Annotated in this window: 15 protein-coding genes and 1 pseudogene; 9 read left to right on the forward strand and 7 right to left on the reverse strand. The window is 45.1% G+C overall.

From position 1 onward, the window contains the following. The 9 genes from E0F88_RS26200 to E0F88_RS26240 all read left to right on the forward strand — a co-directional run. On the forward strand, positions 1–275 hold a 275-nt coding region (locus E0F88_RS26200; protein WP_165940013.1), incomplete at its 5' end, for an integrase core domain-containing protein. A 107-nt stretch (positions 276–382) separates the two neighbouring features. Next, positions 383–1,120: an IclR family transcriptional regulator gene (locus E0F88_RS26205; RefSeq protein WP_131961259.1), complete on the forward strand. Its 738-nt coding sequence runs from the start codon at positions 383–385 to the stop codon at positions 1,118–1,120. Between the two features lie 270 nt (positions 1,121–1,390). Next, a complete protein-coding gene (locus tag E0F88_RS26210; protein ID WP_165940153.1) occupies positions 1,391–2,800 on the forward strand; it encodes an endo-1,4-beta-xylanase in 1,410 nt (469 codons plus the stop codon). Positions 2,801–2,891: 91 nt separating this feature from the next. After that, on the forward strand, positions 2,892–4,085 hold the full coding sequence (locus E0F88_RS26215) for an enolase C-terminal domain-like protein (protein ID WP_131961261.1): 1,194 nt from the start codon (positions 2,892–2,894) through the stop codon (positions 4,083–4,085). Between the two features lie 24 nt (positions 4,086–4,109). Next, a complete protein-coding gene (locus E0F88_RS26220; RefSeq protein ID WP_229213919.1) occupies positions 4,110–4,877 on the forward strand; it encodes an SDR family NAD(P)-dependent oxidoreductase in 768 nt (255 codons plus the stop codon). A 69-nt stretch (positions 4,878–4,946) separates the two neighbouring features. Beyond that, positions 4,947–6,203 (forward strand): MFS transporter, encoded by a 1,257-nt coding sequence (locus E0F88_RS26225; RefSeq protein ID WP_131961262.1) that lies wholly within the window; start codon positions 4,947–4,949, stop codon positions 6,201–6,203. A 94-nt stretch (positions 6,204–6,297) separates the two neighbouring features. Next, positions 6,298–7,011, forward strand: a complete 714-nt coding sequence (locus tag E0F88_RS26230) for an RraA family protein (RefSeq protein WP_131961263.1) — start codon at positions 6,298–6,300, stop codon at positions 7,009–7,011. Between the two features lie 363 nt (positions 7,012–7,374). Continuing rightward, positions 7,375–9,126, forward strand: a complete 1,752-nt coding sequence (locus E0F88_RS26235) for an FAD-dependent oxidoreductase (protein ID WP_131961264.1) — start codon at positions 7,375–7,377, stop codon at positions 9,124–9,126. 83 nt (positions 9,127–9,209) lie between these two features. Then, positions 9,210–11,174 carry a sialate O-acetylesterase gene (locus tag E0F88_RS26240; RefSeq protein WP_131961265.1) on the forward strand — a complete coding sequence of 655 codons (1,965 nt, stop codon included), beginning with the start codon at positions 9,210–9,212 and terminating at the stop codon, positions 11,172–11,174. Between the two features lie 460 nt (positions 11,175–11,634). Here E0F88_RS26240 and E0F88_RS26245 read toward each other — a convergent pair whose 3' ends face one another. The 7 genes and pseudogenes from E0F88_RS26245 to E0F88_RS34865 form a co-directional block, all read right to left on the reverse strand. After that, a complete protein-coding gene (locus E0F88_RS26245) occupies positions 11,635–12,561 on the reverse strand; it encodes an alpha/beta hydrolase (protein WP_131961266.1) in 927 nt (308 codons plus the stop codon). Positions 12,562–12,734: 173 nt separating this feature from the next. Further along, positions 12,735–14,420, reverse strand: coding sequence for a RagB/SusD family nutrient uptake outer membrane protein (locus tag E0F88_RS26250; RefSeq protein ID WP_131961267.1), 1,686 nt, complete (start codon positions 14,418–14,420; stop codon positions 12,735–12,737). Between the two features lie 4 nt (positions 14,421–14,424). Beyond that, entirely contained in the window at positions 14,425–17,505 is a 3,081-nt protein-coding gene (locus E0F88_RS26255; protein ID WP_131961268.1) for a SusC/RagA family TonB-linked outer membrane protein, read from the reverse strand. A 724-nt stretch (positions 17,506–18,229) separates the two neighbouring features. Next, positions 18,230–19,720 (reverse strand): hypothetical protein, encoded by a 1,491-nt coding sequence (locus tag E0F88_RS26260; RefSeq protein WP_131961269.1) that lies wholly within the window; start codon positions 19,718–19,720, stop codon positions 18,230–18,232. Positions 19,721–19,977: 257 nt separating this feature from the next. Then, complete coding sequence (locus E0F88_RS26265) at positions 19,978–20,295, reverse strand: TonB-dependent receptor plug domain-containing protein (protein WP_229213920.1); 318 nt, start codon at positions 20,293–20,295, stop codon at positions 19,978–19,980. Positions 20,296–21,173: 878 nt separating this feature from the next. Beyond that, positions 21,174–21,311: pseudogene (locus tag E0F88_RS34860) on the reverse strand (hypothetical protein); the annotation flags it as partial. After that, positions 21,269–21,505: a Tn3 family transposase gene (locus tag E0F88_RS34865; protein WP_131961388.1), complete on the reverse strand. Its 237-nt coding sequence runs from the start codon at positions 21,503–21,505 to the stop codon at positions 21,269–21,271. The pseudogene E0F88_RS34860 and the gene E0F88_RS34865, both read right to left, overlap by 43 nt. Positions 21,506–21,508 lie beyond the last annotated feature (3 nt).

Genomic DNA, 21,508 nt, shown 5'->3' on the forward strand with positions numbered 1-21,508 from the left:
GAGATCCTAACGAGAATGCGATGGCTGAGAGATTATTCCGGACACTTAAAGGAGATTTTGAAATCAGAGGTTTTGTTTCTTTTTCGTCAGCATATGAAGCTGTCGAGAAAGCGATTAACAATTATAACGCCATGCGGCCACATGCATCGCTCGGATATCTGACACCCCATCAGGCACATTACCGGACCGGACCTCTCCCATTGAAATGGTATCCCTATAAAAAAATCCGTTTTGGGAATGTCCACTATCCGGATCATTATCAGAAAACCGGCTAACTGTCAACAGATTTCAGTAGCATATGCTCCAATTTCGAAAATAAATGTTCAAAACTAGACCAATCTATTTTTTGGAGTATATTTGTTTTACAATATAAAATTAATCGATGATTCAAGTAATTAATCGGGCATTAGACATCATTGAGCTTATTGCTCAGGAGCCAGATCGACCGAAATATCTAGGTGATATAGCCAATGCCGTTGGCTTAAATCACGGAACATGCGCCAATATCCTGAAGACCTTAGTCGCCCGCGACTTTATCGAGCAGGCGGCGGCAAAAAAAGGTTACACACTTGGAGCCAAGGCCTACGCATTAACTGGTAATGATAATTATCGGAAGGATTTACTCGAAGCAGCTACCGGTGAGATGAACAACCTAACCAAAGAGCTAAATGAAAATGCACTGTTAGCGGTTATGAAAGGAAATCAGAGGATTGCCTTGTATCATAGCTATTCCGATCATGACCTGCAAGTACGGACCATTGACCAAAAAGATGCATACGAGGCAGCATCAGGCCGTTTACTTCTCGCTTATTATACAGAAGCAGAAATAGGAAAATTTATTAGTAGATATGGCTTGCCAACAGATGCCGTCTGGCCCGAAGCCTCAACACAGGCATTATTTACTCAAGTGCTAACCCAGATACGACGGGAGAATCTGGCCATTCAACCAACCAGAGGAAGACAGGTCATTGGACTGGCTGTTCCTATTTTCAAAGCCAGCCTAGTAGTTGCAAGCCTAAGTGTTTACATGCCCGAATACCGATATCTGGCAACTGACCGGGTTAAAGTAATGCACGAACTACGGGCGGCGGCAGAACGCATATCAAGTCGGCTAGTCTGATTTATCAATAGTTTATACGGTCCATTTAAATTAACTGGTATTGGTCAGTTAACTTAAATGGACTTTTCTTTTTATACTATTTTCAAGAAATAATTAAAAAAAATTACTTAAAAATTTTGTTAACTCAAAAAGAGAGGGTTTATTTGCTATCATTATTGTAATAATTTTTATAATATAAAATTATATAGTTTTATGTCTCTTAAATTACGTTATTTCTCTATGCCCACCTTGATGTCATTGCATTTGCATATTGCCCAAAGTCGATTCCTTTTGATTGTTAGAAGAGCTGTGACGGGCTCCAAACTTTACCTGCACTGTATGAAACAAATTGCCATTGCTACATTCCTCTTATTTTTGGCTCTACAAGCGTCGGCTCAGTTTTCAGATCAGTACAACGACCAATGGAACGACCCGGGTGTTCAACAACGGATTACCGATGGTATTCGCGAGAATCGCATGGGGACATTCACTGTGCGCTTCACCGACAAATCAGGTAAATCTATCACGCCCGGCGAGGTGGCACTCACCCAAACCCGGCACGATTTCTACTTCGGATCCAATGGCTTCATGGTGAAAGGATTTAAAAACCCCAAAGAAGATGCGTTGTTTGAAGAGCATTTTACAAAACTTTTCAATTTTGTGACTGTTCCGTTTTACTGGCGGGAATTGGAGCCCGAACCTGGCAAGCTTCGCTTTGGTAAGGACAGCGAATTCATGTATCGCCGTCCGGCACCTGATGTCGTGCTGGAGTTTTGCCGCAAATACAACCTTACACCCAAAGGCCATACACTCGTATGGGATAGTCCGCGCGCTTCGCTTCCTACCTGGCTTCCGCAGGATGAAAAAATCATGGATCAAAAAATCAGTAAACGAATTGAACAAATTGGCCAGCGTTATGGTCACGAAATCCAGATTTGGGACGTAATCAATGAAGTGACAGACCGTCATCCCGAAATATTGATGCCGAAAGATTATGCCTTCAAGGCGCTTAGAGACAGCGAACGTCTGTTCCCTAACAGCAATGTATTTACTGTTAATTTCAGTCAAATATGGAAACGCAGCGTTAAGAGAGAATACAGTGCCGATTACCTGTTCCTCGAAAATCTACGGCTTCGCAATGCCAAAGTCAACGCCATCGGTATGCAGTTTCACAACTTCAACGAGATTGAATATGAGCAGATTATGAAAGGTAAAGATTTTGCCCCTAAAATGTTGTTTGATGCACTCGACCTATATTCCGATTTTAATTTGCCCATTCATATTACCGAAATCACTGTGGCGGCACTGACCGAAAAAGGTCCCGAATATCAAGCTGTCATGACTGAAAACTATTATAAATTATGGTTTAGCCATCCGAATGTAGAAGCCATCATCTGGTGGAATCTGGTGGATGGAACAGCCTACCGGCCCGACGTCAATGTGGCCTCCGGCGAAGACAAGTGGAATGGGGGCTTGTTGAATCGTGATTTCACAAAAAAGCCTGTTTATCATGTACTCGACCGATTGATTAATAAAGAATGGCGCACCAACCTAACGGTATCTCCTAAAAATAATGCGGTGAGTTTCCGCGGTTTTTACGGTACCTATAAGCTCGTCACTCAGGTAAACGGGAAGAAATATGAAAAGGAAATACAATGTCCTAAAAGCGGCACACGCGAAATTGTGGTGGCGCTGAATTGAGAAGTTGTATAAAAATTCCATAAGCTAAATCATTATACTTTAACCGAAAGAACGAAAATTTTCCTGGACTCTTTCACTTATAAAAAAAAACGTGAAAATCATTGATATCCGCACCCGGTGCGTTGCCATCCCACTTAATGCCCAGCTGCGCCACAACACCGGGGTTCATCCCGGCTATTTCCTGAGGACTATTCTTGAAGTCTTTACCGACGAAGGAATCGTTGGCCTGGGCGAAGTAGGTGGTGGCGATCAGCGGGGGGCTTTACAGAAACTAAAACCACGTATTCTTGGCGAAGATCCGTTCCATCTCGAAGTGATCAAAATGAAGGTATTACGGAGTATTTATTACCTCTCTAATGCACGGTTATACGCAGCCATCGAAATGGCTTGTCTCGACATTCAGGGAAAGGTTCTGAACCGCCCTTTGAGTGACCTGCTCGGCGGGCGCGTTCGGGACGAGGTTCCGTTTATTGCCTATCTGTTCTGGCGTTATGACCGGCCAGGAGACGGAAAAAATGATGAAACGGCCGAAGACCTGGCCGACTATTGCCAGGAACTGCACGAAACGCTCGGCGTTAATGCAATGAAATTGAAGGCTGGGGTTATGGCTCCAAAAGAAGAGGTGCGTGTGCTCGAACTTTGTCGCGACAGGCTGGGTGATGATTTTGGACTTCGTATCGATCCGAACGGTTTGTGGTCGGTGGCAACAGCGGTGCAGATGGGCCACCGCATGGAAGACCTGCATATCGAATATTTTGAAGATCCGTCGTGGGGACTGGAAGGAAATGCATCCGTCCGTAAGCAGGTGCGAATGCCAATCGCAACAAACATGTATCCGGCCAAGTTCGATGATCTCGGTCCCGCTATCCGGTTGGGTGCTGTCGATATTGTGCTGACTGATATCCATTACTGGGAAGGCCCTCGCGGCGTTAAAGACCTGGTGGCCGTTTGCAACACTTTCAATATGGGCGTGGCAATGCATTCCGGGGCCGAATTCGGGATTGAACTGGCGGCCATGATTCATACAGCCTCTACCATCCCGACGATGACCTTTGCCGGAGATGCGCATTACCACTATCTCACTGACGACATTATCGAAGGCGGATTGATGACCTACGAAAGTGGCTGTATCAAGGTTCCGACTGGTCCGGGACTCGGCGTGTCACTGGACGAGGACAAAATGAAGCATTACGAAAAATACTATGAAGAAAAAGGAGACTACTACGCCCGGTTCCATCAGGATCCTTATCGGCCTGACTGGTATCCGTCTGTAGGAGGAATTTAAACCGGGCTATTAAAAGGTTATATCGTGAACATAGCAAATCTATTGGATCTGGCAAATAAAAATGCACTGGTGACGGGTTCAAGCCAGGGAATCGGAAAGGAGTTGGCACTGGCGCTGGCTCAACAGGGAGCCAATGTAATGATTCATTGCCGCGACGAAATTGAAGCGGGCCAACAGGCTGCTGATCTGGTTCGGCAATTGGGTGTAAAATCCGGGCTAATCGTCGCCGATCTGGCTCTTGAACATGCTGTTGACCGGATTGCGAACGAAGTGCAGCAGCAATTTGGGACAATTGATCTCTTGATTTTGAACGCCTCAGTGCAATTCCGGAAGCCCTGGCTCGATGTGACGACCGATGAATTTAACCAGCAGATGATCGTAAATTGGCAACGAACCTTACAACTGATTCAGCGGTTTGCACCTAGTATGCAACAACGTGGCTGGGGCCGTATTCTGACCATTGGCAGTATTCAGCAGATAAAGCCCCATCCCGACATGATTGCCTATGCGGCAACGAAAGCTGGCGTTCTGAACATGGTTCGTAATCTGGCTTTGCAACTGGCGGGAAGTGGCATCACGGTCAACAACCTGGCTCCTGGTGTGATTCTGACGGAACGCAATACCGATGCACTGGCCGATGAGGATTACCGCAAACGGGCACTGGGACGTATTCCGGTGGCTTTTTTTGGCGAACCACATGATTGTGCCGTGTTAGCGGTACTCCTTTGCTCGGAAGCCGGGCGCTACATTACCGGGCAGGACATTTTTGTGGATGGTGGTATGGGTTTATGATTCGCTCCACTTGTAATTTCCACAAAATGCCTGAAATGCAGCTATGACAAAACCTAAACTTTCCTTTTAATGATCGACTCTGCACCATCTGTTATTCGCAAACCAACCAGCTATCGGTGGGAGTTACTGATCCTGCTCTGGCTGGCTTTTTTTCTGAACCAGGCCGACCGTCAGATTTTCAGTGTCGTATTACCCCTCATCCGACAAGACCTGGGATTGACCGATGCTGAACTAGGCTTGATTGCCTCAGCTTTGGTATGGACTTATGGCCTGCTCGTGCCGATTGCCGGTTTCATTGGCGACCGATTTTCACGCCGAAATATTCTTGGTTTCTGCCTCCTGTTTTGGTCAGGGGCAACGCTCTTCACCGGTACGTGTTCAAGTGTTGTTCAGTTCATTTTACTACGGGGTGTCGGAACAGGTGGAGGTGAAGCATTCTATGCGCCTTCTGCGAATGCCTTGCTGGGTGAAACATACCGGGAGAATCGTTCGTTGGCCTTGTCTATTCACCAGACAGCCGTCTACTTCGGTATTGTTCTAAGCGGTCTGATTGCCGGTTACATCGGAGAGCACTACGGTTGGCGGAATGCTTTTTATTTGTTTGGAGGCTTAGGCATCGCATTGGCCGTGGTCTTTTTCAGTCGTATCCCAAAAGAAACAAGCCCTGATCGGGATGGCGACACAGAGGTAGCCTTTCCCGAAATACTGACGACAGCCCGCCTTATTGTGCGCAAGCCAACAGTGGTGCTGCTCACACTTGGTTTTGGCTGTATGGTGTTCGTAAATGTTGGCTATTTAACCTGGATGCCATTATTTCTGGTTGATAAGTTTACCATGAGCTTGACTGATGCTGGATTTTCGGCTCTGTTTTACCATCACCTTGGAGCTTTTCTGGGAGTATTGTCCGGGGCCCGCCTGGCTGATTATTTTGCCCGGGCCAATCCGCGTAGCCGGTTGATCATACAGGCACTTGGGTTACTATTGGCATCGCCGTTTATCTACTGGATCAGTATGAGTCAAACGCAAACGATGACCTACGTTGCATTATTTGGCTTTGGCCTGTTTCGGGGTTGGTATGATTCAAACATCGTGGCATCGCTCTATGAGGTAGTTTCACCAACCGTTCGCTCGACGGCCTATGGGCTGATGCTGGCCTGTGCTTTTCTGATCGGCTCATCAGCGCCCTATCTCCTGGGTGTGCTTAAACCAACACTAGGGTTAACACTGGGGCTGGCAAGTCTGTCGGGAGTGTATGCCCTCGGTGGTTTGCTGATTGGAAGCGGAGCTATCTGGTTTTTTGAAAACGATAGAGAAGTAAACCTATGAAACAGCTCTTAACTGTATCCAAAACGGTAGCTGCCTGACGCTGATATTGCTTGAAAATAAAAAATACATTTAACCGATCATCATTTTAATCCACATGGAAATAATCACGAACGACTACCCAATTCGTAAACATTCGGTTCATTACGATGCTGCCGAAATAGCTCACCGCTACAAAAAATTGTATGCCGCCCTGGTATCTGATGCACTTGAAGGACTGGGTTATCATGATCAGTGCATGGCCAGTGGTGTTTATCCACTTATTCACACCATGAAAGTAGCCGGCCCAGCCTTTACCGCCCACGGCATTGCAACACCCAGCCGCGACCAAAAGGTTCATGACATCCGATTGGGAATGTTTAAAAGTATGACCGATGGTATAGTGCAGATCCGGGATACACAGGGTGATTTATCCTGTGGGCAATTTGGCGAAATATCGGCCACAGCAGCTGCTGCTGCCGGTTGTGTCGGCGCGGTCATTGATGGATCCACCAGGGATTCCAATTACCTTATCGACATGGGTTTCCCGACCTTCTGCCGGTTTCGGAATCCGGTCGAGGCCTTCGGCCGGTTTATGGTCGTAGATTACCAAATACCGATCTATGTGAAAGGCATGAGCGGGCTCCTGCAGGTAAACCCTGGCGATTATGTCTTTGGCGACAATGACGGGGTCGTTGTTGTACCACAGGAACTGACCATCAAAGTATTGGAAATTGCCGAACAAGCCTTTTCCGACGAAGCCCAGAGTCGTCAGGCAATGGCTACCGGCCGCGATCCGTTTGAGGTGTACCAGGAATTTGGACGGTTTTAAAGTTGGAGAAGCCTGGAAAACTGTTTGATCGGTTATATGTCCATGAAGTTTTAAGCATTTGAATGTAACCTTATCAAACAGTTTTTTTAGAAAAGGAAGTATAAGGCAAGTTGTCCAGGAGCCTCCTAACGATAAAGGCAATTTGATGACCCAGGCTTTGAATCGCGGAAAAGGCGATGAAAATGCAATTCGAAAATCACCGATTCACAATCTATGACCATTATTGTAATGCATCGCATTAAAAGCCTGACCTGATGTGGCATTGGTGCGTATTTACTATTAAGGAACGAAGTGTACAGCGACAAAGCGGATAGTAATTATCCTGATAACGCTGAATTAGTTTACAGTTAAACCTAAAATTTTATGCCTTCATCCAGAAAGTTTTGCCGGACCAGCTCTTCTATCTCGCATCATATCTTTATAATAAGAAGTGGCATAAGTAAATGGCTGTCGGCCTCCTTGTTGATTGTTTGTGCGGGATTGAGCACAACTAATGCCGGACATTCGCAGGGATCAACCGGGATTGAACAGCAAGGTATCGTCCGGCGGGCCGATGTAATCATTTATGGAGGCACTTCAGCAGCTGTGATTGCAGCTGTTCAGGTTAGAAAGATGGGCAACTCGGTAATTATCGTTTCTCCTGATAAACATCTTGGTGGACTATCGGCAGGAGGACTGGGTTTTACCGACACTGGCAATAAAGAAGTAATCGGTGGCTTGTCACGTGAATTCTACCAGCGTATCTATCAGCATTATCAGCAAGAGGATGCCTGGAAATGGCAGAAACGGGAAGAATATGGCAACAAAGGCCAGGGAATACCAGCCATTGATGGGGCCAGCCGCACCATGTGGATTTTTGAACCTCATGCCGCCGAAAAAGTTTTTGAAGATTTTGTGAAAGAGCATCATTTGACAATCTACCGTAATGAATGGCTTGACCGGTCGGTTATCGGGGTTCGGAAAAAAGCCGGCAACATCCAATCATTTCGAACGCTAAGCGGGCAGGTATATGAGGGCAAAATGTTTATTGATGCCACCTACGAAGGAGATTTGATGGCCGCCGCAGGTGTTAAGTATCACGTCGGTCGCGAGGCGAATAATGTATATGGGGAAACCCACAATGGCGTGCAAGCCGGTGTGTTCCAGCACGGGCATCACTTTAGTGTTGATATTAGTCCGTATAAAATTCCGGGAGACATCAAAAGTGGTCTGGTACCAGAGGTGCATGAGGAAACTCCAGGCGAAAATGGCGCAGGTGATTCTAAAATTCAGGCCTATTGCTTTCGGATGTGCCTAAGCAATCATCCGAGCAACAGACTTCCATTTGCCAGACCAAATGGGTACGATTCAACCCGATATGAATTACTGATACGTGTATATAAAGCTGGTTGGAGTGAAACGTTTTCCAAATATGATCCCATTCCCAACCGTAAAACAGATACGAACAATCACGGTCCGTTTAGCACGGATTACATTGGTAAAAATTACGATTATCCCGAAGCTACATACGAACGTCGGCGCGATATAATTCGCGACCATGAATTGTATCAAAAGGGCCTGATGCATTTTTTGCAGACGGATCCACGCGTTCCAGCCGATGTGCATGAGAAAATGCAGCAATGGGGATTGCCCAAAGATGAATTTGTCGATAATGCGGGTTGGCCACATCAGCTCTACATTCGTGAAGCCCGGAGGATGACAGGCCAATTTGTGATGAAAGAAAATGATGCGCTGGGTAAAACAAACATCCCCAACTCAATTGGAATGGGATCATATGCGTTGGATGCCCACAACGCGCAACGGTACGTTCAGAAGAATGGATTCGTTCAGAATGAAGGTGATATTGGTGTACATCCGGATAAGCCCTATTCCATTGCTTACGGATCTATCTTACCGAAGGAGGTTGAGTGCAACAATCTGCTTGTGCCTGTCTGCATGTCGAGTTCACACATCGCCTACGGGTCAATTCGGATGGAGCCGGTCTTTATGATTTTGGCTCAGTCAGCGGCAACGGCGGCTGTGCTGGCAATCAGGGATAAGGTCTCACCCCAGCGATTATCTTACTCAAAATTAAAAGCTGTTTTGCTTAAAGACGGACAACGACTGACTCAGTAGTCCGTAAAGCCCTTTTCTAAACTCAGACTAAAATGTCTCCTTGCACTTGTGCTCATTCTATTCCACCAAAATCAAGTATTCAAATGAAACGTATGACATGGTGTCTTATTATTAGTGTGTTGGTATTTCAGGTTTCCTTTGCCAATGTTAGTTTGCCTAATGTTTTTGGCTCGCACATGGTACTACAACGCCGGAAGCCGGTACCGGTCTGGGGTTGGGCCGCTCCTAATGAAAACGTGACCATTACACTTCTATCTCAGGTCAAGACCGTACAGGCAGGCAAAGACGGTAAATGGCGGGTTTCGCTGGATCCAATGGAAGCGGGCGGACCTTATCGGCTTATTGCGAAGGGCAAAAATAATACCATTACTTTCGAAGACGTGCTGGTGGGTGAGGTGTGGATTTGTTCCGGTCAGTCAAATATGGAATGGCCTCTACGTTCGGCGGCAAATGCCAAAACAGAAATCCCCAAGGCTATCCATCCACAAATCCGGCAGTTGCTGGTTAAGAAAAGCATCAGTTTAACCCCCAAGGATAACATTGAGGGTAGTTGGGCCGTGTGCAGCCCTGAAACAGCGCCCAACTTCACCGCTGTTGGTTACTTTTTCGCTAAGCAGCTTCAGGGAGAATTGCATGTGCCAATTGGGCTAATTAATACGTCCTGGGGCGGCACACATTCCGAAACCTGGACCAGCCGGGAGGCTATGAATCAAAATGAAGAATTAAAGCTGATTGCCAATAAATTACCTGCTACCTATGAAGAAGTAATTCAAGGTGGTGCCGAGCGAATAAAAGTACTTATACAAACCCAACAGGGCGGTTTACCTACCGCTGCTGAAGAACAAACATGGTCAAAGGCCGATTTTGACGATAGTGTATGGAAAACGATGGATATACCCCGTGATTGGGAGTGGGCTGGCTTAACAAGTCTGGATGGCATTGTTTGGTTTCGTCTGGAAGTCGTCATTCCGCCAGGAAGTAAGTTGAGCAAAATGCAGTTGCACATCGGCTCCATAGAAGACAACGATTCGACGTTTGTGAACGGGCAGTTAATTGGCAGTAAAAAAGGCAGAGGAGCACGTGAATATGTAATACCCGAAGGCTTGCTGAAACCGGGTCGCAATGTGATAGCTGTACGGGTTGTTGATACCGGGGCTGTTGGAGGGATGGTCGGTCCGCGCGAGCAGCTTAACCTTGTTGGCGAAAGCTTAATAATTCCATTGGCTGGGTTATGGAAATATAGAGTGGCAAGTGTTTTTGCTTCTTCCTACAAACCGGGATCGAATACGTATGCTACTCAACTGTTTAATGCCATGCTGAATCCTTTAATCCCGTACGCAATTCAGGGAACTATCTGGTATCAGGGGGAGACGAATGCGAAACGGGCATACCAATATCGTAAAACATTTCCGCTGATGATTCAGGACTGGCGACAGCATTGGGGATATGATTTCCCATTTCTGTATGTTCAGCTAGCCAGTTATAATGCACTGAATGGCAACAGTCGGAACGGAAGTACATGGGCGGAACTCCGTGAGGCACAAACTATGACATTGCAATTGCCCAATACGGGCATGGCCGTTACGTCTGATATTGGCGAGCGTATGGATATTCACCCAAAAAATAAGGAAGACGTTGGCAAGCGTTTGGCGGCCGAAGCTATGCGGGTGGCCTATCACAAAAACGAAGCTGGTTCAGACGAAACGTCACGCGGACCACAGTTTGATAAGATGACCATTGACGGTAATAAAGCAATTCTGACGTTTCGCAATGTGGGTCAGGGTCTGTTCGCGAAAGATAAATATGGGTACCTGAGGGGATTTGAAGTGGCCGGATCCGATCAAAAATTCTACTATGCCAAGGCCGCTATTCAGGGGAATTCCATTGTTGTTCACGCCGATTCGGTGACTACGCCACTGGCTGTACGCTATGGCTGGGCCGACGATAATGGTGACGTAAACTTGTATAACCGCGATAACTTTCCTGCCATTCCTTTCCGGACCGATACTTGGAAAGGAATTACTGAAGCTGTTAAATTTGGTGAATAGGGCCAGAAAGGAAGTCTCAGGGTTTTCTAAAAAACAGACTTAAACAGGCTCAGAAAAAATCCCTCCGGACCTGCAATCCAGAGGGATTTTCGTATCAAAGTGAGACAGATCCGGTTACACGGGTTAAAAGGATTGAATGAAAAGTACCGCGGGTTTCGTGTAGCAAAGTTTGCGAGGTACCGATCACCTGCATTCAAATCTCAGCGCCTTCTTTGAATATTGAAGAGTAAAAAATTTACCTTTTCTCAAACCTTCCCTCCGGAACTGGCTGCCATAGAGCATAAGCAATTTAATTTCAACTTATGAAGACTCGTATTTGCTCCATATAGCTTTCAATAGGCTGGCGGTCATTTATGGACAATCTTTTAGCCTGACCCGTAACACCTGTATCATATTCTGCAATACAAATTTGTATCAACGAGAGTTTTGCATTGGCAGCAGATCCTCCGACATATTTTTTTTATTTCTTAATGTAATTCATTGCTTTCAACCAACCCTCCATGGCCGCAGGCCAATTTGCAAGCGAACCTTTGCCTTCGGTCCGGAATCCGTAGCCGTGCCCGCCCTTTGGATACAAATGCAGCTCGGCCGGTATTTTTAGCTTTTTCAATGCCAACGCGTATGCGATGCTATTTTCTGGCGGTACGCCTTCGTCATCCATCGTGTGAACCAAAAAGGCTGGAGGTGTTTTGGCGTTCACCTGTAATTCATTAGAATAATATGTGATCAATTCCTCAGATTTTTCAGAACCAAGCAGCCTGTCCCGTGAGCCACCATGAGCAAGGTTAGGCAGAAATGAAATCACAGGATACAATAAAATTGAGAAATTTGGCTTTGCTTCTTCCGAGGCCTTTTCGCCCATATTATAATGCGTCGAAAGCGTAGCGGCAAGGTGCCCGCCGGCAGAAAATCCCATGACACCAATTTTATTTACATCTACATTAAACTTTTCAGAGTTTTGACGGATAATTTTCATTGCCTGCATGGCATCCATCAACGGTACTTCATGCTGATGTGTCATCGTCTTTTCATCCGGCAGACGGTATTTCAGCACGAAAGCCGAAATACCGCGCTCGTTGAACCAATTGGTCAAAACGCTTCCTATGTGTGACGCCAATACTCCATAACCTCCGCCGGGACAGATCAAAACACCTGCTCCGGTTGCTTTGTCTCTGGGTGCAATAAAAACGGTCATTGAAGGAACCGTTACACCACTGATCCGCAGAATTCCAGCGCCATCAACGACCGATTTCTCCTCGACGGTATTGATCCTGAAGTTGGGTATCTTGCCATCGGGCCAGAGCATCAGGGTTTCGGTCTGCGCCATGGAATTAAGGAATGAAGCCGACAGGCACAAAGCCAGCAAAATTTTTAAAGTCTTTTTCATTGGTTCATTTTTCTTTGCAGGAAAATACCTGAAGATATACGGCGCCGGCAACAAATTCGCTGCCGGCGCTGGGAAACCGAGTCGCACAATCTCTGGATTGCTCTACAATTAAAAAGATCTGCCAGGTTTTACATACCTGCCAGATCTTTTTAATTTACCTAAGCCTCAAACCATTACCAATCAGGATTTTGTGTGATTCCGGGATTGGTATCCCGTTCAGACTGCGGCACCGGCAAAAGGTTTAGTTTAGGATACCAGAATCGCATTTCCCTTACCATACGTACGCTTTCACTTTCGGCATATGTTGGAATGTTGTTTAGGTCATTTACTACCGTCAGTTTGAAATTAGGCCTGGCTGGAATAATCGCGGGATCCTTGGCAATACCCATCACTTTTTGCGGCATCACAATAGAAGCAATATCCCAGCGACGAATATCGAACCAGCGAAAACCTTCCATAGCCAGCTCGACAGTCCGTTCCCGGCGAATCAGCTGTCGCATTTTGGTCTGATCACCCATCACTGCGTCGGGCTGCCCAGCCCTTTTCCTTATCAGGTTAATGGCGTTCAATACCGAGGCATCGATTTCATTAAGTTCAATTTTTGATTCGGCGAAGGTGAGCAAAATTTCAGCATAACGCATCAGGATAAAATTAACCCTTGCCGAAAAGTTGTTTTCGGCCGTCATCGTATATTTTGCGTGCAGCAATCCTACCCCACTTTTGGAAGGACCAAAAGCATTATCATAATCGGCGTTGGCTTTGGTCGACCACGTCCCGTCCGCATTTTTGAATGAAGTTGTGTTTTTATAGATGTCATAAACCAAGGTAACCAGGTTCATCGAAATCGTGTCGCCAGGAATCGCCACTGTATATTTCAAACGGCTATCCCGGTTCAGGCGTGGATTTTTGGGATCGTAAACAGCCGATTCATCAATGCGTTTTCCATCTTTTGCTTCAAACATATCTACCAGTCGCTGCTGCGGAAAGCGCGCAGACTGTCCACCGGCAGCTCTTGAACTACCTGACAGCGGTAGGTAAGTAAATGCATTCACATCAGCATCAGTGTAAAGAACTTCAAACATGATCTCCTTTCCGGCATTCGGCGTCTGCCCCAACTTGGTAAACAGATCCTGGAATTTAGGATTCAATCCCAGCCCAGCACCATCCATTACCGACTTGGCCGCATCAGCCGCTAATTTGTAATCTTTATTGTAGAATGCAGTACGAGCCTTTAACCCTAGAACAACCGCTTTGCTCATACGGCCGCGGTCGGCAGGTGCCCAGTCAAGTCCGGCAGTCGCAGCATCCAGATCGCTGTAGATAAACTTAATCACATCGGCCTTCGGTGTACGTAACTGGTTATAAAATTCAGAAGGAAGCAGTGGCTTAGTAATCAAAGGAACATCCCCAAACATATTTACCAGATAGAAATAAGCAAATGCGCGTATCCCTTTTGCCTCCGCCTGCATACGGTTGTAAACCGCGGCTGGTACATTGGCCTTCCCGGTCTCCATACCCTCGATCATTGTGTTCGCACGCTGGATCGTTAAATATGCCATGGTCCAGAGGCTTTTTGAATGGGTATTAAAAACATCGAAGTTGCCTTCACCTAAATCCGGGGCCCGTTGCAGGGCAATATCTGTCCATCCATCGAATACATATTGATATGGTATGTTGCCGGTGTTCCAGTATACTAATTTGTAAACAGCATTGAGAGCTGCATTCATTTCTGTCTGATTATTGAAAAACTGCCCGGTTGCCGGCGCGTCCAGAGGTGCTTCTTGAAGATAGTCCGTGCAGCCTGAAAAAGCGTGTAAACAAAGACAAAGACCAGTTATATAAAAGATTTTCTTTTTCATTTTTTTAAAGATTAATATTGATACCAACAGTGTAGGTTTTCATGATCGGATAAAATTCTCCGCCTGTGTTGCGCTGTTCAGGATCGAAACCGGGGAAGAAATTATTCCAAGTCACCAGATTTTGTCCACTCAGGTAAATTCTTGCCGATTTAATTTTGATCTTCCCTGTAATCGTTTTAGGCAGGGTATATCCAAGCACCAGATTTTTGACGCGCAGATAGGATGCCGAACGTACCCAGTAAGAAGACGTTACATAGTTGTTGGGAATGGCATTGGCAGTCAGACGTGGATATGACGCATCCGTATTTTCAGGTGTCCAGAAGTCCTTTTGATGCTCATACATAGAACCCTGAAAATTGGCCGAGTAAAATGGCTGAGAGCCTGTTCCTGATAGATAATTCTCCATCTTGCCAACCCCTTGAAAGAAACCGGTGACGTCAAAACCCTTATACTGGGCCGCCAGATTGAAACTGTATTCATAACGTGGAAAGTAATTGCCAAGAATGGTACGGTCGTAGCTGTCAATTTTATTATCCGGAATACCGTTCGGGCCACTGATATCGCGGTAGCGAATGTCGCCGGGCGCAGTGTTCCCATAGTGGAATGGTGCATTTTTCACTTCCTCCGCGGTTTGAAAAAGCCCGTCAGCAATATATCCGTAATATGAATCAAGGGCGTAACCCTGCTGCTGGATCGTCGCACCGCTGATGATCGGGGTCCCGCCATTTCTAAGCACCTCGTTTTTCACGTCTGAGATGTTAAACTGTGCCTGATAGCTGAAATCCTTCATCTTGTCTTTCCAGCCAATGCCTAGTTCCCAACCCGTATTGCGCATTGAGCCTACGTTGACAAAAGGAGATGCAAGCCCAACGTAAGACGGAATTGGAACAAGTTGTAACATATCTGAAATATCCCGCTGAAAGTAATCCGCTGTGATTGTCATCCTGTTCCTAAGCAGCCCAAAGTCTGCACCTATGTCCAGGATTTTCGAAGTTTCCCATTTGATATTCGGGTTGGCAGCTGTTGTAAGTGCATAACCTGCATTAACTACATTGTTGAAATAATAGTTGTAAGCCGTTCCTGAATAGAATGTAGAGTATGTCGGATAGTAATCCGCCGATCCGCTTCTGATCAGATTCTGATTACCAAGCGTTCCATAAGAAGCACGAATTTTGGCATCCTGAACGATGTTGTTGATGCCCGACCAGAAACCTTCCTGCGAAATTCTCCACCCGGCGGACACCGAAGGGAACAACTTCCACCAGTTTTCCTGTCTGAAACGGGACGATGCATCCATACGTCCGTTTACTTCCAACAGATATTTTTCATCGTAGTTGTAATTCAAACGCCCATAAGCAGAAACCATAGAGTACCTGTTGATTCCGCCACTCATGTTTTGTCCAAGCGGATCACCGCTGTCCAGATAAGGGCGGTCCGGCGAGAGCAGATTCTGACGGAGTGTATTTATGTTTGAACTTTGAAAATCCTCGGTACTGAAACCGCCCAGAGCCGTGAGGTTATGTTTGCCAAATGCCCTGGTGAATGTAGCCTGTATCCGAAAAAGGTTCTGGGTATTTTCAGTAGTATTGTCTGCAAGCGAATTCAAGGCAGGCCATGGCCGGGCGAACAGAAGTGCGTTGTTGGCGGCATCCGCAATGTAAATTTTGTATTGATCCGTAAATGTCCTGCCATGTGATGTGTAAAAATTTGAGCTGTAAGAAGTGAGAAGTTCCAGGCCAACAATTGGTTTATAAGTCAGTGTTCCTTTGATGATCCTGGAATTCGTAATATTTTTGCTGAAACCACCATCCTCTGCCTGTGCGGCAGGGTTGGCATTAGACCATCCTTCTCCCCACTCACCACCATCATAACGGCCTGGTGCTGTTGCCGGGAAACCAAGCATCTGACGAATAATCGATTGCGGGGTCGACTGACCGGGCCATAGGCGGTCGCTTTTGTTTAAAACAAGATCCATCGAAGCCGACAGTTTTTTTGTTAAAGCAATATCGGTATTGAAACGCAGGTCCGTACGTTTGTACCTGGTATTGGCAGTAAGACCGTTCTGATCCAGAAAGCTTCCCGACGCATAAATTTTTATCCTGTCTGTTCCTCCCGAAACATTGAGGTTGTGATTGTGCATCATACCGTTTCCGGTCAAAACAAGCTTTTTCCAATCTGTATTAAAAATGGTGTAATTATTGGGGCCGGAAGCTTCGTACGCAGCAATCTGTTGTGTGAAAGCGGCCGGCAAACCACTGTTAGCCTGGGCTACGTCCCAGTATTTCATGTGCTCCAAAGCGTTGACCTTGTTTGGCAGATCAGTAGGAGTCTGATTTGAAACATAGGCATTGTAACTCACATTGATCCCGCTTGTGCCGCGTTTAGTAGTAATCAAAATGACGCCGTTGGCTGCCCGTGAACCGTAGACCGCCGCCGCAGCCGCATCTTTCAGAATCGATATACTTTCGATATTATTAGGATCAATTGCATCTAGACTCATTTCTACATTATCAATCAAAACAAGTGGATTCTGACCGGCATTAATCGAACCTATACCCCTTATACGTATTGTTCCGGCATCGCCTCCCGGCACTCCCGATTGCTGGGTAACCGTTACGCCCGGAGCTGCCCCCTGCAGTGCCAGAGAGGTCGAAGCCACTTGTCTGTTTTTCAAACGTTCGCCATCAATGATAGAAACTGCCCCCGTCAAATTGACTTTTTTCTGCGTTCCGTATCCAACTACCACAAGCTCGTCCAGGGTTTTGCTATCAGACGCTAATAAAACATTGATTTCGCCAGGACCGCTAAAAGCAATCTCCTGACTGATCATACCCATAAAAGAAAACACCAATGTTCCGGTAGGCTGGGTAAGCGTCAGTTTATAATTCCCTTCTGCATCTGTTGTCGTTCCTGTTGACGAACCTTTGATTAGAACAGTTACTCCAGGTAATATTGAGCCGGTTCTTTCTGTTACTTTACCACGTAAATCCCCGCTTTGTGCAATTGCCTGGTACTGGTGACACATGGTGACAAGCATCATGAGCCACCAGCCCATTCGACGTCCTTTATTAGAAAAATTTTGCATTGATTTGATGATTAGATATAATTAATGGAACTTACTTTTGGATCTTCATTCGAAGGGCCACCACGGTTTTGGAAAAGAGTAAAAAGTTTAAAAATAATGTATCTCATATAACCTACACTGCAGGTTATGACAAAATCGATATCGGCTTCGAAAGTATGGTTCCTGGCCGGTCAAAGACTGGCTGGATCTCCTTATTTCCCTTTTTGCTCTAATCCATTATCCGTTTTATCAAAGTAATTTTTCGGAAAAACATCCAAAGTCTCTCAAGCAATCTCAGACTATATATTTCCACCCCGATTCTGACATCAACGTTGAACTTGCCTTTCGGTTTGTTCCGGTCAAATATGCATTCATCTTGTCACTGACTAGATTGTGGTAATACTAGTGATCCTTGACCCGGTTCATCATAAAATAGTTGGTAGGGTATTCTTGCTTGCATTTATTTGAATTTTTAGTGCCGTCCAAATGTACATCCTCCAATATTACAAGACCTAATTTTTTAACAGTGAGCAATTTATCCTTAAATCACTCCTTAATTTCACGAAGAAAACGTTTACGAAATCCTGCAATCGTGTTATTTCCAGGTCTTGAATTGCGGTAATTAAACGAAAGCAAAAGAATCATGAGTAGCTGCTTCATTTTCTTGAACTAAACATACCCGTCGGATACCCATAAAAATCTTTCTCATCACCACCAATTGACACATACAAATCAGATTCACTTATTAGTTAGATATATTGGAAATCGCTTCTAAATAACCAAATAAATCCTTTTGATTAGGCACCAACCCCGGGCCTCCCTCTGCCCATTCTGATACATTATAGATAACAACTGTCTTCGGTTTTGCCGTAGCCTTGGTGACATTGACGGCATGCTGTAAAGCTTGTTGAAAAAGCAATGGTGTGCTGCCATACAGGTTCCATTGCGAAGGGTGTGGGGCTTGTGTTTTAGCCGAGGTCATTACGTTCAAAACCCTGAAATCATCCAGAGGGAACACCGCTGAGTCAGCTGCATAAGCCTGATAGGGTCCATTTCTGGTATGGGCATACGTACTGGAATAATCCTGTGACAGTAGAATAACATGGTTGTTTTTCAAATCAGTCCTAATCCCCGCAGTAAAAGTACCGGCACCAGTGGCGAGCGTTCTACCATATATACAAATACCATCGTACCCCAGGTTTATGCACTTTTGCGCCAATGATTTCAGATAGATAACCGAATTCGTAGTTCCATTGTAGGAATCGTGGGTGCCGCGGAATCCCTCCATATTCCAGCCATAAAAGACTGGGTATCTTTTCCCGTTTTCTACGTGACAATATACATTATCATAATTTGCCAGTATGTTATCGATCATATCATTATCCCGCGCAGTCGCATCCACTTTGGTAATTCCGTGGTTCGCCGCAATCCATACAGAATACTTCAGTAACTTGAAGTTTTTCGCATGGTTAAACAACTGATAAAGCCAATGTCCGGAATCGGACGGCTGATTCCAATTTGTTGTTCTGAAATTATTGGTTATGATCGTTCCTTTGACCCCGTACTTAACCATCCAATATGATATCCAGTCCAATACTTTTGGATCATCTCCGCGATACCAACCTAGAAGCGGGTGCCTGGCAGGATCATAATTTGCATTGGTTGTAAAATTCCATCGCCAATCATACCAACCGTGCCAGCCATTCTGCCCATTTTGTGCCATTGCAGTTCGTGCGAGCCCAAAATCATTATACCAATGTGCCAGAATATCCACCGTTTTCGATGTCGGGACTGTTGCCAGAGGCGCTTCGATAAGATTTCCTTCTGTTATGTAATTGGGATATGTGAATACCTGCTGGGAAAGATTATGAGGAATCCCGACAAATTCAACTTCGGGATCATAAATCAATGCATTGTTAAATTTGATGATTCCTGCACCGAAAAAACCCTCCGTAGGTGCTGAGTGAACATTGAAAGTGTAATTGCCATCGTAAACATAAACCGGCAATTGAAGTTGATTCGCAAGTGTTATTGCCGCATTCAGAGAATCGACGTCATTAAAATATACGGAATTGACATTGTCAATGACCGCAACTCCATAGGGATCATTGCCCCTTGGATCCGTCAGGGAACCATCTAATTCGTGGTCTACCAGGAGGGAGCATGAAGACAACATCAATGATGTGCTGATTCCCACAATTAGCATTTTGCATAAACGACCTAGTTTGCTCATCATCTATATATTTTGTTAAATGATTAATTGACTATTATTTATTATTTGACGGCTTGGTACCAGCCGGGATTTGTCTCAACTTAGCGTTCAATTTTAATTCGATTCTGTCATTCCCGGTCCCGGACCTCCACAGCCACCATCAACCGTATGCACCGTAATGATCGGCTGGACTAACAGAGACTGATAAACAATGGTTTCGGCAGGTACCGCAGTAGCTACGCAACAGGTCGCTAAAGATTTCCTCCAACTGTTTCCGTCAATTACATACAAAGGATTATTGTTTCCGATTGTGCCAATTCCACGTATTCTGACAGTTGCACCACCGCTGGCGAACCATTAGTGGTGATGTAAACACCTGGGATTCTCCCTTGCAATGCTTTGATGAGATTACTCAAAGGCACGTCTTTGATATCCGAAGTTCTAACAACGCTGACAGCCCCTGTAAGATCCTCTTTTTTATGTGATTGATAACCAGTCACTTTACCACGTAAATTCCCACTTTGTGCAACTGCCTGGTACTGGTGACACATGGTGAGCCACCAGCCCGTTCGACGTCGTTTTTTAGAAAAATTTTGCATTGATTTGATGATTAGATATAATAAAATGATCTTACTTATGGATCTTCATTCGAAGGCCCTCCACGGTTTTGGAAAAGAGTTTAGGAATAATGTATCTATACTGCGCTGCAGGTACTTAAAATAATATTGGCTTCGAAAGCATAATTCCAGTCCAAAAAAAGAAGATGGGCCGAATCCGGTATTTCCTTTTTGCTGTTACCAGTTTTAACAAAGTAACTTTCTTAAAATCATCCAATCGCAAGTGCTTCACAATTAACAATTATAGCTTCATGTCATATAATTCTATTTTTATATTATAAAATTAAATTTTAACAACATACAATGTTAACGCTAAAAACTGTTTCGATGCAAATTTTTTGCCTTTTTTTTATAAAAAATTTTTATTAATACCTTTCTGGTTATGAATTTGATAGATCTGCTCTTTCTGAAAGTATTCGACAAGTGAAACTATTTGCTAAGCTTTTTTAGCTGATATATAGAATTTCTAAGATTTATTAAGAGCTCAAATGAATGAAATTTCGTAAAAATCACACTTTAAGGGCCTTTTAGGCCTACATCTTAACAGGTATGCCAAAAGCGCCAAGCCTTCCACCATTGTTGCACTCGGCTAATTTCAAATGAATTGTTTATGAAATAGGTTTAAATTTTATAATATAAAATTTAAACCCTAAGAGTTATTTGGTTGATCATAAATACTGAGGGGATTTCCATCCAGGGGTTCTTTTAGCAAATGGGCAAAGAAATACGCTAAGCAATATGCTCGTCAATTATGATCTTAATGGGCGTAAGCCATTGGATTCAAATTTTTTCACTTTTTTAAAAGTGCATCTGCCTAAACGGTTGATGTGCGCAACCTGGCCGGCGAAAGATGTTCGGGATCATCTTCTTCTACCGGATATCCCTCTGCCTGGTGCTTTTTGAGCACTTCTTGTATAAACCGTATTCCAGACCAGTACCAGGTTGGTCACAACGTTCAAACATCCGACAGTATCTTGCTGGGCATCTTCTTGTTTTCTACGGAGAGGGCCATCGCCTCAAACCAAAGCCAGGCCCGAAGCGCGTGCAGCTGTTCTCCCTTGTTCAGCTGGGCGTGAATTCGCCGGCGCAAGGGCTGGCTTTGCAAATACCGGAGTATAAAGGTGGTTTTGACCAGTTTCCCAGACTCTTGTAGAAGCTCCGCTCCGCATACAGCCCTACTTGATAAATCGATTCC

The sequence above is a fragment of the Dyadobacter psychrotolerans genome, assembly GCF_004349265.1.
Lineage (GTDB): Bacteria > Bacteroidota > Bacteroidia > Cytophagales > Spirosomataceae > Dyadobacter > Dyadobacter psychrotolerans.

What these genes read in the sequence shown, in the direction of transcription:
- E0F88_RS26205 (WP_131961259.1), top strand. Translation starts at nt 383, where the DNA reads ATGATTCAAGTAATTAATCGGGCATTAGACATCATTGAGCTTATTGCT.
- E0F88_RS26225 (WP_131961262.1), top strand. Translation starts at nt 4,947, where the DNA reads ATGATCGACTCTGCACCATCTGTTATTCGCAAACCAACCAGCTATCGG.
- E0F88_RS26230 (WP_131961263.1), top strand. Translation starts at nt 6,298, where the DNA reads ATGGAAATAATCACGAACGACTACCCAATTCGTAAACATTCGGTTCAT.
- E0F88_RS26235 (WP_131961264.1), top strand. Translation starts at nt 7,375, where the DNA reads ATGCCTTCATCCAGAAAGTTTTGCCGGACCAGCTCTTCTATCTCGCAT.
- E0F88_RS26240 (WP_131961265.1), top strand. Translation starts at nt 9,210, where the DNA reads ATGAAACGTATGACATGGTGTCTTATTATTAGTGTGTTGGTATTTCAG.
- E0F88_RS26245 (WP_131961266.1), bottom strand. Translation starts at nt 12,561, where the DNA reads ATGAAAAAGACTTTAAAAATTTTGCTGGCTTTGTGCCTGTCGGCTTCA.
- E0F88_RS26250 (WP_131961267.1), bottom strand. Translation starts at nt 14,420, where the DNA reads ATGAAAAAGAAAATCTTTTATATAACTGGTCTTTGTCTTTGTTTACAC.
- E0F88_RS26255 (WP_131961268.1), bottom strand. Translation starts at nt 17,505, where the DNA reads ATGCAAAATTTTTCTAATAAAGGACGTCGAATGGGCTGGTGGCTCATG.
- E0F88_RS26260 (WP_131961269.1), bottom strand. Translation starts at nt 19,720, where the DNA reads ATGATGAGCAAACTAGGTCGTTTATGCAAAATGCTAATTGTGGGAATC.
- E0F88_RS26265 (WP_229213920.1), bottom strand. Translation starts at nt 20,295, where the DNA reads ATGCAAAATTTTTCTAAAAAACGACGTCGAACGGGCTGGTGGCTCACC.